We start from the raw sequence: 12,264 nt of genomic DNA on the forward strand, positions 1-12,264 counted from the left end.
CCCATTCATCCTGGGCTGTCGGTGCCAAATCCGCGAAAGATCAGGGGGTCGGGCGCGCCGGGAATAGTGGTTCTGTTTCCAGGCGGCCCGAGCCCCCGACATGAAGGGGGTGTGACGGGCCGCCCCTCTGGGGGCATCGCAAGATCTTGAAATGGCGCAGCTATTCCTGGGCACTTGTTCGTGTCCAGAGGGGAGATCTTTCAAACCCAGGGTGCTGGATGAATGGGATCAAACGCACAGGCCAGGTGGGCAAGGGCGCTGGCCGCGCCTGTTCCGCGCCGCCGCATGCCCGGCCCGCAAGGGCCAGGCGCGGCGCCTTTCAATCCACCCCTTCGGGCATCCTCGCTACAAGGCTGAAGCTCATCGGCACCTGGGCCTCGCGTCCTGCATAGATGTCGTATTCCGGCTCGCGGATCGTGTGCGGATATTCGGTCAGCCGTTCCACCCGCAGACCGGTCGCGGCGCATGCTGTGACCACGTCGCCCAGTGTGTGAACGAACCAGTACCCGGTCTTTCCCGGCCCGTGATCCGTGCCGTCATAGGTGATCAGCTCCGGCACCTCGAAGGGACGACGTTCGAAATAGCTGGTCGCCGGCGCGTGGGGATCGACGCCTGCGGGATCGAACATCTCAAGAACCGGATGGGTCTCGTAGACGACCAGTGCGCCGCCGGGCGCGATCAGCCCGGCCACGACCCGGAAGAAGGCCGCAAGCTCCGGCATCCATCCCAGCGCCCCGATGGTGATCAGGGCCAGGTCGTGCCGGCCCAGGTCCTGCGGCAGGGAGTAGACATCCGAGGCGACCAGACGCGGCGAAAGCCCCGCAGCTTCGGCCAGCTTCCGGCCCTGGTCCAGGAAACCGGCCGAGATGTCGATGCCAAGCGCCGGGCGCAACCCCAGCGATGCCAGCGAAAGAAGCTCCCGCGCGTTGTTGCAGCAGATCTGAACGGCACTGCCGCCGTCCAGGCCCAACCCGCCGACGATCCCTGTCAGATGCTCGTCCAGCACCGAAAACCCCGGCTGCGCCGCGGCCGCCAGAAGCGCCTCCCACGCGGCCCCCTGGCCGTGAAGCGGCGCCGATGCGTCCCATGCCTCGCGATTGGCGGCCGTATAGTCTTCCCTGCGCCTGCCGTTCATCTCGTCCTCCCGAACCGTTTAGCCGTCCCACCGACCGGGTCCCCGAAGTCCTCTTCGCGGAGCCGCCGTCGCGCTGCCGAAAAGGACCGTCGCTGCTGACGTGTCAAGGGGGCGCAGCCCCGCGCGGCTTGCCCTTGATGCGGCAGGTGGGACGGCTCAGGCAGCAGAAGCGATGGCGGGTGCGAGAAGAGGACGGCGTGCCTCTTCGTCGTGCGCCGGAGCCCGGCGCCGCACCGGAACGCGTCGTCGTCCGCCGGGTCACTGCATTCCGTGCTGGCGCCGCCCGCCGGTTCGGCTAGGCTGCACGCGGCTTCACATGTGACGGAATTCGAAAGGCTCTTCCATGTCCCTCACCAGTTCTTCGGCGGCAGATCTTCTTGGCTCGCTCCATTCCGGCTCGCTTTCCGCAGTCGAGTTGATGCGTGCCACGCTGGCCCGGATCGATGCCGTCAATCCGGCCACCAATGCGATCGTGGGTCTCAGGGATCGCGACGCGCTGCTGGCCGAAGCCTCGGAAGCCGACACCGTGTCGGTCGAGGATCGCGGGCCTCTTCACGGCCTTCCAATCGCGGTCAAGGATCTGGTTCAGGTGGCGGGGATCCTGTCGACGAACGGGTCGCCCATCTTTGCCAATCATGTGCCGGCAAAGGACGATATCCTGGCCGCGCGACTGCGGGCTGCCGGGGCCATCCTGATCGGCAAGACCAACGTGCCGGAATTCGGCCTTGGGTCGCACACTTTCAACCCGGTCTACGGCGCCACGCGGAATCCGTACGATCTGTCGCGCACCTGTGGCGGATCGTCGGGCGGGGCGGCGGTGGCCCTGGCCACCGGCATGCTGGCGCTGGCGGATGGGTCGGACATGATGGGGTCCCTGCGGAACCCGGCCGCATGGAACAATGTCTACGGCTTCCGTCCGTCCTTCGGGAAGGTGCCCAGCGAACCCCTGGGCGATACCTTCCTTAAGATGATGTCGACTTTGGGCCCGATGGGGCGCAGCCCCGCCGATATCGGCCTGTTGCTGGACGTCATTTCCGGCCCCGATCCGCGTCAGCCCCATGGCATGCCGTTCGAGCCGGCCCATCCCGTCAAGGCCGCGGCGCTGGACGGGCTGCGTGTTGGCTGGCTGGGCGACTGGGGCGGTGCCTTCCCGTGCGAGCCCGGGATCCTGGAGCTGTGCCAGAACGCGCTGGGGGTCCTTGCGGAAAACGGCGCCACGGTGGAACCGGTGGCGCCGCCGTTTTCGGCCGATGCGATGTGGGACAGCTGGATCACGCTCAGGTCCTTCCTGACAGGGGGCGGCCTTGCCCCGCTGCTGGAGCGGGGGATAGAGATGAAGGACAGCGCCATGTGGGAAATCGGGCGCTATCAATCGATGACCGCGGAACAGGTCTATGCCGCCAGCGTCACGCGCTCGGCCTGGTTCGAATGCGCGGCAAGGCTTTTCGATACCTATGACGTTCTGGTCCTGCCCACGGCGCAGGCCTGGCCCTTCGACATCGACCTGCCGTGGCCCACGGAAATCGCCGGCCGCAAGATGGACACCTATCACCGCTGGATGCAGGTCACGATCCCGGCCAGCCTGATCGGCCTGCCGGCCCTGTCGGTGCCTGCGGGCTTCGGACCGGAGGGTCTGCCGATGGGCATGCAGCTGATCGGACGACACGGAAACGATGGCCGTATCCTGTCCGTGGGCCAGGCCTATCACGAAGCGACTGAATGGCCGCAGATGCGCCCGCCCGCGATCTGAGAACGCCTCCGGGGCGTCGTCCGGAGGGGAGCGCCGGACACGCCTGGACACGGGGCCAAGGGACCAAGGAACCGAAGGGAGGAGAAAGACAAGATGCAGGACGCGACCCTGCCGGAACCGGCCTTCGGCGCGCCAGAGTTGCGCGCCGTCACGGCGGACGATCTGAGGCGGGCGATCCGCCTGGGCTGGCGCGACTTTCGCGCCGCACCCGGATTCGGCCTGGCCTTTGCCGCGGTCTATGTGCTGGCCGGCTGGGCGATGACCTGGGTCACGCTGGCCACCGGCACCTCGTTCTGGATGATCCTGGCCGCCATCGGCTTTCCGCTGATCGGCCCTTTCGCGGCCGTGGGACTTTACGAGGTCTCGCGCCGGCGCGAGATGGGGCTGAAGCTGAAGCCCGCCGCGATCATGGGCGTCGTCGTCCGTCAGGGTGCGCGGCAGCTGCCGTCGCTGTGCGCCGTGATCGTCGTGGTATTCCTGTTCTGGTTCTTCCTGGGCCACATGATCTTTGCCCTGTTCCTGGGGCTGTCGACGATGACCAACATTTCCAGCTCGGCCGAGGTCTTCCTGACCTTCAACGGCATGAAGATGCTGGGCTTCGGTACGCTGGTGGGGGCGGGCTTCGCGCTGGTGCTCTACATGATCTCGGTCCTGGCGATCCCGATCCTATTGGACCGCGAGGTCGACTTCGTCACCGCGATGATCACCAGCTTCGCCTATGTCCGCGACCACCCGGTGCCGATGCTGGTCTGGGCCGGGCTGATCGCCGTCACCACCTTTGTCGCGATGCTGCCGGGTTTCCTGGGCCTCTTCATCGTGCTGCCGCTTTGGGCCCATGCCAGCTGGTGGCTTTACGCGATCCTGGCCGGACACGCGAAAGCCACCATCGGCCGTCCCGCCAGCGCGGCGGCCCCGGTCTGATCAGCTGTCGCCTTCGGGCGGGGTGACCCAGGTGCGGGCCGTGGGGCTTGGCGGATGGCCCAGTTGGTCCATCAGGGCATAGCGGGGCGGTTCGTAATGGGTGCGCGCGTCGAAGGGCTCCAGGAACCGGTCGGCGGTCTCGGCCGCATCGACGAAGAAGGCGTTCACCCCCGACAGGTCGCAACCGACAAGCTGCGCGCCCTTCTGCCGGCCGATCAGTTCCAGCGTCTTCAGGCTGGCGCCATAATTGCTGGATCCGTCCCAGGCCGCATTCGGGTCATAGGGCACCTCCAGCGCCAGGGACGGCGGAATATTGGCATTGTATTCGATGCACATCGCCCGGGCGCGGCGGTTCAGCGTCCGCCAGACATGGCTGGTGTTCTGGTCGACATCCAGCGACAGGTAATCGAGCGTGGCAGGAACCCCGTTCGCGTCCAATAGGTCGTTGACGTTCTCGGCCGTGACGAAGCCCTGGACCACGGTCAGGGCGCCGCTGCGGACATGGTCGGCAAAGATCTCGGCCGCGCGGTCGGCCATTTCGGGGCTGCCTTCGACCCATGTGCCGTGCCAGCCCTGTTCCAGAAGAAAGCGGCTGGTGTTCTGCGTGCCGTCCTCGATCCCGATTTCCAGGAAGGTGCGCTGGCCTGCGCCGATCCGGTCGAAGATCTCGGCGATGTGGCCGTCCTCGCCGTTCTGGCTGTAGACCTGCGCGAAATAGGGGGCCAGCGACCGCGCGGGGCGGTTTTCGGTCAGGCGCGCCAGCAGGTCGAACTGGGCCCGTTCCTTGGACAGCCAGCTGTCGACCTGGATGTGACCCAGCAATTGTTCGGCGGCAGAGGGATGCTGCTCTGAATGGCCCCGGGACCGCATCCAGTCATTGACTGCCATTCTGTGTCCCCGATCCCGTTTCAATCCAAAAGAGTCAAGATGGACTAGTCCACCAGCTTCGTGGCCGCGTCAATGCACCAGCCGGTCGCGCCCGCGTGCCGCGACCCCTACCAGAACGGCGTGTTGGGCTGCAGGTGGCGGCGGTGCAGCGGCATGTGTTCGGCCAGATAGTCCTCGGTCACGAAGCCCATCAAGCGGCCGGCCTCCATGATTTTCGGCCAGCTCTTGTCGAGAAGTTCGTAGACCAGCCGCGTCGCGCGCGGGGAATCCGCCGTTTCCGGCACAGTCCGGGTGGTGTAGCCGACCCAGAAGTTGTTGTTGAACGACGCGGCCCGGGACAGGTAGTTGAACGAGCTGGTCATCGCGTTCTTGCGCGAGGTGATCAGCACGATCCCGTCCTCGTGCCGCGAGGCATAGCCGCGATATTCCCGCGTCGGCGGGTCGGTCGGCAGGTTCTGACGCCGCATCGCATCGCGCGATTCATAGCCGCGCACGAAGGTATAACCGCCGTTGCGGGTGACGTGCAGCAGTCCCACCAGGAACAGCGACTGGTTGGCAAAGCTGCGTCGGGTGAAGCGGTAGAAGCCGCTGGGAAACAGCGTTTCGGGCACGTTCGCCACGCCGGCACCGACATAGTCGCCCAGGAAGGGACCGCCCAGCAGGTCGTCGCGGGCGGCCAGACCGTCCACCGGTTCCAGGATGACGCGGGCGTCGACATCGAAATAGCTGCAGATCCGCTGCAGCACGTCCGGACGGGGGAAGCTTTCCCCGGACAGATACCGGTTGAACTGCGTCCGGTTGATGCCAAGTTCGCGCGAAAGTTGTGACACCGATCCGCGCGACCGGGTCAGCAGGCGCAGGTTGTCGCCCAGCATGCTGCGAAGCTCTTGCGGAGAGCGGACTTGATTTTTAGTTCCCGCCATGGTTGATGTAAGCGAAAATACGCCCCTCGCAGTAGAAAAGTTGTCTCTCATCCGATCAGGACCGTCCAGGACCAGGGGTGAGAGAGGGGTGGGTGACGCGGGTTCACGTCACATCTGACGCTACTTGGCTTCGGAACCTACAGGCGCTGACACAAATTGCAAGTGGCCGACGCGAATAAACCACTCGTCTGAGCGATCCGATTTATCCCATAATTTACGGGATTTAGAGGGAAGGCTTTGCGATGCTTGGCGTTGTACTGTGGCGTGACACATCCGACGAGAAGGCCCTGATCTGGTGCGAGGATCACGGCGATCTGGCCGTCTGTTCCCGCAAGGGCGAGGCCACGGAGCTTTCTCTTCACGTGGGAGATTGTGTCCAGTTCGATCTCGCGCTTGATTGCAATGTGCGGCTCGCGCAGAACCCCAGGGTTGTCCAGCCGCAGATGTACCCGGACATTGCGGACCGTCTGAAAGCGATGGCGCGGGGCGATGCACCGGCGGCACCGAAGGCGCGCAAGGGCAACGTGATCTCGTTCGCGGCGGCCCGGGCACAGAAGACGCAGCAGGAATCTGTCTGGCAGATGGCCTGACGCAACTGATCGGCGCAACCGGGGCGCTGCCGCCCTTTGCACGGGCAAGACGGCCCCAAGGATATCCGAGGCCCACGGACGCCCGAAGCGCGATGGCCGGGCTTTGTAGATTTTTGGCAGGTCGTCGTCGGGAAAACGGTGGATGACCTGGCTGAACACGGTCTGCGCGGCTGGGCGCGCTGGGGGCACAGTCCCCGCCTATCACTCCAGGATAGACACACCCCGATAACATCTGAAGACCGGGGACGTCGAAGGCTTCCGTACAAGTATCCGGATGCGGGGCCTTCGGATTTCCCTTCGCGCGGCCACGGACGCGGCGGGCGCGGCGCACGAGGTCAGCCGAAGACGGCGGGCGCGGCTGGTTTTCGCACGGCGCCAAGCGACCGGGTGGATCGCAGGTCATGGAAGCCGGGACGCTGTGGGCCCGGCTTTTCGTTTATGGCGTCAGTCGCCGCGCAGAAGGGCAGCGACGCCGGTGCGGGCCATTTCGGCCAGGCCCAGCGGGCGCATCAGGTCGGCGAAAGCGTCGATCTTGTCGGGCGCGCCGGTGATTTCGAACACGAAGCTGGACAGCGTGCTGTCGACCACGTTGGCGCGGAAGATTTCCGCGATGCGCAGCGCCTCGACCCGCTTGTCGCCCTGGCCGTTGACCTTCATCATCGCCAGTTCGCGTTCGACGGTGCGGCCTTCGACCGTCAGGTCGTGGACCTCGTGCACCGTCACGATGCGGCCCAGCTGCGCCTTGATCTGTTCGATCACCTGGGGCGTGCCCGTGGTGACGATGGTGATGCGGCTGCGGTGGCCGGTATGGTCCACCTCGGCCACCGTCAGGCTTTCGATGTTGTAGCCGCGGCCCGAGAACAGGCCGATCACGCGAGCCAGAACGCCGGGTTCGTTTTCCACCAGCACGGCCAGCGTATGACGCTCTTCCACGTCGGAGAAGGTGGAGCGTAGGTTGTAGGCGCTGTGGCTGGTCGCGCCTTTCTTGATGTGTAGCGGGGACATGGGGCGGTACCTCTGGTCCTGAAGGGGGAAGCGGCCGGTCGTCAGACCAGCGCCGCGCCCGTGCTGTCGATCACGCCCTGGGTGTCGGCTTCGCCCAGCAGCATTTCGTTATGGGCCTTGCCCGACGGGATCATCGGGAAGCAGTTTTCATGCTTCTCGACCAGGCAGTCGAAGACCACCGGACCGTCGTGGTTCAGCATTTCCATGATCGCGTCGTCGAGATCCTTGGGGTCCGAGCACAGGATGCCCTTGGCCCCGAAGGCATCGGCCAGTTTCACGAAGTCGGGCAGGCTTTCCGACCAGGAATGGGAATAGCGCTCGCCATGCAGCAGCTCCTGCCACTGGCGGACCATGCCCAGCCGTTCGTTGTTCAGGATGAACTGCTTCACCGGCAGGCGGAACTGCGCCGCCGTTCCCAGCTCCTGCATGTTCATCAGCCACGACGCCTCGCCCGCGACGTTGATGACCAGCGCCTCGGGGTGGGCGATCTGGACGCCGATGGAGGCGGGGAAGCCATAGCCCATGGTGCCAAGTCCGCCGGAGGTCATCCAGCGGTTCGGATCCTCGAAGTTCAGGAACTGCGCGGCCCACATCTGGTGCTGGCCGACCTCGGTCGTGATGTAACGATCACGGTCCCGGGTCAGGGCCTCCAGCCGTTCCAGTGCGTATTGCGGCTTGATCGTGCCGGTCGACGGCTTGTAGCGCAGGCAGTCGACCTTGCGCCATTCCGCGATCTTGGCCTGCCAGCGGGCGACGCCTTCGGCATTGGTCTTGCGGCCGCGGCTTTTCCAGATCGTCAGGATATCTTCCAGCACATGGGCCACGTCGCCGACGATCGGGATGTCGACATGGATGACCTTGTTGATGGACGACGGGTCGATGTCGATATGGGCCTTCAGCGACCGGGGCGAGAACGCATCGACGCGGCCGGTGATCCGGTCGTCGAAACGGGCGCCGATATTGATCATCAGGTCGCAGTCATGCATCGCCATGTTGGCCTCGTAGAGACCGTGCATCCCAAGCATTCCCAGCCAGTTCTTGCCCGACGCCGGATAGGCGCCGAGGCCCATCAGCGTCGATGTGATCGGGAAGCCGGTCGCATCGACCAGCTCGCGCAGCAGCATCGACGCGGCAGGGCCGGAGTTGATCACGCCACCGCCGGTATAGAAGACGGGCTTCTTGGCGGTTTCCATTGCCGCGACCAGTTCGGTGATCGCCTCGCGGTCGCCCTTGACCTGCGGCTTGTAATAGGACTTCTCCGGCGCCGGCTTCTGATAGGCGCCCGATGCGAACTGGACGTCCTTCGGGATGTCGACCAGCACCGGGCCGGGACGGCCGGTGGTGGCGACGTGGAATGCCTCGTGGATCGTGCCGGACAGCCGGTCGGGATCCTTCACCAGCCAGTTGTGCTTGGTGCAGGGGCGGGTGATGCCGACCGTGTCGGCCTCCTGGAAGGCGTCCGACCCGATCAGGAAGGTGGGCACCTGGCCCGTGAAGACGACGATCGGGATCGAGTCGAGCAGTGCGTCCGTCAGGCCGGTGACCGCATTGGTGGCGCCCGGGCCGGACGTCACGATGACGACGCCGGGCTTGCCGGTGGACCTTGCATAGCCTTCGGCGGCGTGAACCGCGCCCTGTTCATGGCGGACCAGGATGTGCCGGATCTCGTTCTGCTGGAACAGCTCGTCGTAAATCGGTAGCACCGCGCCGCCGGGATAGCCGAATACGGTGTCTACGCCCTGGTCCTTCAGGGCCTGGATCACCATTCTCGCTCCGGTCATCTCACGTGTCATCGGCGTTACTCCATCTGCGACACATCTGTTTTAGGCACAAAAAAACCCCCGAGAGTGTCGGGGGCGCATGGGTTCGATTATGGTTAACCGTTACCGGCCCATGCGCGTTCGTCCTACGATAATTACTAGTGCGGACACTGCCAGCTCCTTCGTGCGTGGCGCGGACGTTATGAGTCTCGGCCGATGGCGTCAACACGGAAAAAGTGCGTCAGGGCACATGCATTGCGTCAAACGGCGTGTTCCGGCAACTTTTTGTCGCTGCCTGGGGCCGCGAGGGTAACAAGGACAGCATTGATGACTTTTTGGGTCGGGCCACGGGGCGCCGAATAGGGGAAAGGCGCGCGGAACCGGTCGCGCTGACCCGATCTTTGGCGGGGCGAAGACACCCGCGTCGATCGCATGAACGGGTCCAGGGACCGCAGTCGCGGTGGATCGCGCGACGACGGTATCGGCCCGGGCGCAGCTATCGGGGCGGCGCCGATGGCGTCCTTGTTCACTAGGACGGAAGGGCGTTCTGCCACGGCGGGAAGGCGATGGGGATCGACGTCGGCAGGATCACCGGGCGCGAACGGACCTGTCAGGCGACATGCCGGGAATGACCTTTTGCCAGGACTGTTCCGTTTGCCAGGACGGTTCCGTCAGATGGGAACCGGCGCCATGAGCGAACCCGATACGCCAACACGCCGGGTGGTGTTACTGCCGCATCGATTTACGGATGTGCGGGGACGGGAAGGGTGGCTGCCAAAAGCATGACTTTGATTTCGAAATCGACGTCGGGATCAAAGACTTCTGCTATTGGAAAGCCCGTATCGTTTTCCAATTTCTTTAAGCCTGTACATACCAAGTTTACTGTTGTTCTTTAATGGCCGACCCCTGCAACTTACGTTGCAATAACCTTGTTAGATTCTTGAAACAGTTCGAATCGAACGGCGGATTTGCTGCGCCGCAGCGTGCCCGGGTAGCAGCCAAGCTGCTGCAAAACGGTTAGAAATTGGTGGCCCGCATACGTAGAATTACTACCTGCCATTTGTCAGTTCCTTCAAATTAACGTTTGCCCGCCTTGAAAGCCGCCGGCCTGCGCGTTCTGGGGTGTTCAACCGGATATCTCACCCGGTAGTCTCCGCGTCACTCGCACACGGGTCGCTCAAATCGCGGACCCCAATCAAGATGTGCAACATGCGGAGGAGAGAAGTATGGACCGTCGTTCCTTTCTGAAGACGTCTGCCATGGGTGGATCGGCTGCTGCGGCCACCGCTCTGGCGGCCCCGGCCTATGCGCAAGGCAAACGGACCCTGACCATGGTCACCACCTGGCCCCGCGGGCTGGCGGGCGTGTGGGATTCGGTCGAACGCGTCGCGAACAACATCAGCGCCGCCACCGATGGCCAGATCACCGTGGTGCCGAAGGCGGCAGGCGAACTGGTCGGCGCGTTCGAAGTCTTTGACGCCGTGACCGCCGGTCAGGCCGACATGTACCACGGCGCCGACTACTATTTCGTTGGCCAGAACCCGGCCTTCGCCTATTTCACCGCCGTTCCCTTCGGCATGACCGCGCCCGAGATGATGACCTGGTACTATGGCCAGGACGGCATGGCGCTGCACCACGAACTGGGCGAAATCTTCGGCCTGAAGTCGTACCTGGCCGGCCAGACCGGTGCACAGGGCGGCGGCTGGTTCCGCAAGCCGGTGATGTCGGCCGACGATTTCAAGGGCCTGAAGTTCCGCATGCCGGGCCTGGGCGGCCAGGCGCTGTCGAAACTGGGCGCATCGGTGCAGAACGTTCCGGGCGGCGAAATCTATCAGGCGCTGTCCACCGGCGCGCTGGACGCGACCGAATGGATCGGCCCGTGGTCTGATGAAAAGCTGGGCCTGCAGGAAGTCTGCCCCTACTACTATCCGGCCGGTTTCCACGAGCCCGGCGCGGCGCTGTCCATCGCAACCAACCTCGAAGTCTTTGAAAGCCTGACCCCGTCGCAGCAGAAGGCGGTCGAGATCGCGGCAGGCGATGCGCACCAGGCCAACTATGCCCAGTTCACCGCCAACAACGGCCCGGCGCTGCAGCGTCTGGTCGCGGGCGGCACCAAGGTCGAACAGTTCACGCCCGACATCTGGGACGCCTTCGGCGCCGCGTCGATCGAGGTGCTGGAAGGCTATACCAACGACGACATCTTCAAGAAGATCCACGACTCGGCCCAGAAGTCGATGCGTGAATCCTCGGGCTGGCTGTCGCGGGCGGAAAGCGCCTACACGTCCGAGCGCAACCGGGTGCTGGGCGTCAACTAAGATTCTATCAATAAAAGAAGGAGGCCGTGCGCGTATCATCGCGCACGGCGCCTTCGCTTATCGGGGACGGGGCGCATGGCAACCGCAATTCTCTGGTTCTTCACCCAGTTGGGCATGGGCTTCGTCAACCTGTTCCAGGCGATCTCCCATCCCGGACTGTGGCTGGACTGGGCCAACAAAGAAGCGATCATGCGCTTCATCTACTATGGCGGGTCGACAGAGTTCTTCTTTGTCGTCTTCGACATCTTCCTTGTGGTGACGATTGCCGGCTTCATCTTCCCCGCCTTCATGTGGGGATGCGTGCGCGGCCTGGAAGGCTTTGCCAACACGGTCGGGCGGATCGCCGCCTGGGCTGGCCTTCTGATGGTGCTGCAGCAGGTGATGGTGGTCTTCCTGCAGTCGATCTTCCGCATGGGCGACATCACCATCGCGCCCTTCGGTGTGGGCTTCACCCAATCGGTGGGCTGGTTTTCCGAAGAACTGAAACTTTACAACGCCATGGTCGTGGCGATGTGTGCCTCCTACACCTTCGTGCAGGGCGGACATGTCCGGGTCGACCTGGTCTATGCCGGCGTCAGCTATCACACCAAGCGCGTGATCGACATGTTGGGCTCGCTGCTGTTCATGATGCCGCTGGCCGTCGTGATCTGGATGTACGGCTGGTACTTCCTGTGGCGTCACCTTGTGGTGCCGAAGCCGTCGGCCTCGGACGCGCTGGACCGGCTTTTGATGAAGTCCCGCGCGCTGCGCTGGAACGTCGAGACGATCGCGTTCTCGCCCAATGGCTTCAACGGGTACTTCCTGTTCAAGATCCTGCTTCTGATCTTCGCCGCGATGATTTTCCTGCACGGGATCGCCTTCTTCTACCGCTCGTACATGGAGTGGAAGGAAGGCCCTGAAAGCGAAGGCCGCTACCTCGACCGGGACATTGTGGAACCCGGCGAGGAAGCCTTCGACCACGCCGAATTCTAAGGGGA

10 protein-coding genes are annotated in these 12,264 nt (G+C 64.1%); 5 read left to right on the plus strand and 5 right to left on the minus strand.

Annotated elements, in window-relative coordinates; all coding sequences use genetic code 11:
* Positions 1 to 319 precede the first annotated feature (319 nt).
* A complete protein-coding gene (locus FQK05_RS14390; protein WP_158968005.1) occupies positions 320 to 1,135 on the minus strand; it encodes a class I SAM-dependent methyltransferase in 816 nt (271 codons plus the stop codon).
* A 343-nt stretch (positions 1,136 to 1,478) separates the two neighbouring features.
* On the opposite strand from FQK05_RS14390, the gene FQK05_RS14395 reads away from it, so the two are divergent.
* Complete coding sequence (locus FQK05_RS14395) at positions 1,479 to 2,885, plus strand: amidase (RefSeq protein ID WP_158968007.1); 1,407 nt, start codon at positions 1,479 to 1,481, stop codon at positions 2,883 to 2,885.
* Between the two features lie 93 nt (positions 2,886 to 2,978).
* Entirely contained in the window at positions 2,979 to 3,806 is an 828-nt protein-coding gene (locus FQK05_RS14400) for a DUF2189 domain-containing protein (RefSeq protein WP_199252672.1), read from the plus strand.
* Here the strand turns inward: FQK05_RS14400 and FQK05_RS14405 are convergent, their stop codons facing one another.
* A complete protein-coding gene (locus FQK05_RS14405; RefSeq protein WP_158968009.1) occupies positions 3,807 to 4,694 on the minus strand; it encodes a hypothetical protein in 888 nt (295 codons plus the stop codon). It abuts the gene before it with no gap.
* A 107-nt stretch (positions 4,695 to 4,801) separates the two neighbouring features.
* Positions 4,802 to 5,569 carry a helix-turn-helix domain-containing protein gene (locus FQK05_RS14410; RefSeq protein ID WP_233270512.1) on the minus strand — a complete coding sequence of 256 codons (768 nt, stop codon included), beginning with the start codon at positions 5,567 to 5,569 and terminating at the stop codon, positions 4,802 to 4,804.
* Positions 5,570 to 5,859: 290 nt separating this feature from the next.
* On the opposite strand from FQK05_RS14410, the gene FQK05_RS14415 reads away from it, so the two are divergent.
* Complete coding sequence (locus tag FQK05_RS14415) at positions 5,860 to 6,207, plus strand: hypothetical protein (RefSeq protein WP_158968013.1); 348 nt, start codon at positions 5,860 to 5,862, stop codon at positions 6,205 to 6,207.
* Positions 6,208 to 6,651: 444 nt separating this feature from the next.
* Here the strand turns inward: FQK05_RS14415 and ilvN are convergent, their stop codons facing one another.
* Together ilvN and FQK05_RS14425 are read right to left on the minus strand one after the other, a co-directional pair.
* The gene (gene ilvN, locus FQK05_RS14420; protein ID WP_158968015.1) at positions 6,652 to 7,212 is read right to left on the minus strand and encodes an acetolactate synthase small subunit; all 561 of its coding nucleotides are present in this window, start codon (positions 7,210 to 7,212) and stop codon (positions 6,652 to 6,654) included.
* 41 nt (positions 7,213 to 7,253) lie between these two features.
* Positions 7,254 to 9,005, minus strand: coding sequence for an acetolactate synthase 3 large subunit (locus FQK05_RS14425; protein WP_158968017.1), 1,752 nt, complete (start codon positions 9,003 to 9,005; stop codon positions 7,254 to 7,256).
* Between the two features lie 1,193 nt (positions 9,006 to 10,198).
* Between FQK05_RS14425 and FQK05_RS14430 the strand changes: the two genes are divergently transcribed.
* Positions 10,199 to 11,287 (plus strand): TRAP transporter substrate-binding protein, encoded by a 1,089-nt coding sequence (locus tag FQK05_RS14430; RefSeq protein WP_158968019.1) that lies wholly within the window; start codon positions 10,199 to 10,201, stop codon positions 11,285 to 11,287.
* Between the two features lie 75 nt (positions 11,288 to 11,362).
* Positions 11,363 to 12,259 carry a TRAP transporter small permease subunit gene (locus FQK05_RS14435; RefSeq protein WP_158968021.1) on the plus strand — a complete coding sequence of 299 codons (897 nt, stop codon included), beginning with the start codon at positions 11,363 to 11,365 and terminating at the stop codon, positions 12,257 to 12,259.
* Positions 12,260 to 12,264 lie beyond the last annotated feature (5 nt).

The sequence above is a fragment of the Chachezhania sediminis genome, assembly GCF_009765275.1.
GTDB lineage: Bacteria > Pseudomonadota > Alphaproteobacteria > Rhodobacterales > Rhodobacteraceae > Chachezhania > Chachezhania sediminis.

Excerpts from the sequence above, each read along its gene's own strand:
- FQK05_RS14390 (WP_158968005.1), bottom strand. The coding sequence starts at position 1,135 with ATGAACGGCAGGCGCAGGGAAGACTATACGGCCGCCAATCGCGAGGCA.
- FQK05_RS14395 (WP_158968007.1), top strand. The coding sequence starts at position 1,479 with ATGTCCCTCACCAGTTCTTCGGCGGCAGATCTTCTTGGCTCGCTCCAT.
- FQK05_RS14400 (WP_199252672.1), top strand. The coding sequence starts at position 2,979 with ATGCAGGACGCGACCCTGCCGGAACCGGCCTTCGGCGCGCCAGAGTTG.
- FQK05_RS14405 (WP_158968009.1), bottom strand. The coding sequence starts at position 4,694 with ATGGCAGTCAATGACTGGATGCGGTCCCGGGGCCATTCAGAGCAGCAT.
- FQK05_RS14410 (WP_233270512.1), bottom strand. The coding sequence starts at position 5,569 with ATGCTGGGCGACAACCTGCGCCTGCTGACCCGGTCGCGCGGATCGGTG.
- FQK05_RS14415 (WP_158968013.1), top strand. The coding sequence starts at position 5,860 with ATGCTTGGCGTTGTACTGTGGCGTGACACATCCGACGAGAAGGCCCTG.
- ilvN (WP_158968015.1), bottom strand. The coding sequence starts at position 7,212 with ATGTCCCCGCTACACATCAAGAAAGGCGCGACCAGCCACAGCGCCTAC.
- FQK05_RS14425 (WP_158968017.1), bottom strand. The coding sequence starts at position 9,005 with ATGACACGTGAGATGACCGGAGCGAGAATGGTGATCCAGGCCCTGAAG.
- FQK05_RS14430 (WP_158968019.1), top strand. The coding sequence starts at position 10,199 with ATGGACCGTCGTTCCTTTCTGAAGACGTCTGCCATGGGTGGATCGGCT.
- FQK05_RS14435 (WP_158968021.1), top strand. The coding sequence starts at position 11,363 with ATGGCAACCGCAATTCTCTGGTTCTTCACCCAGTTGGGCATGGGCTTC.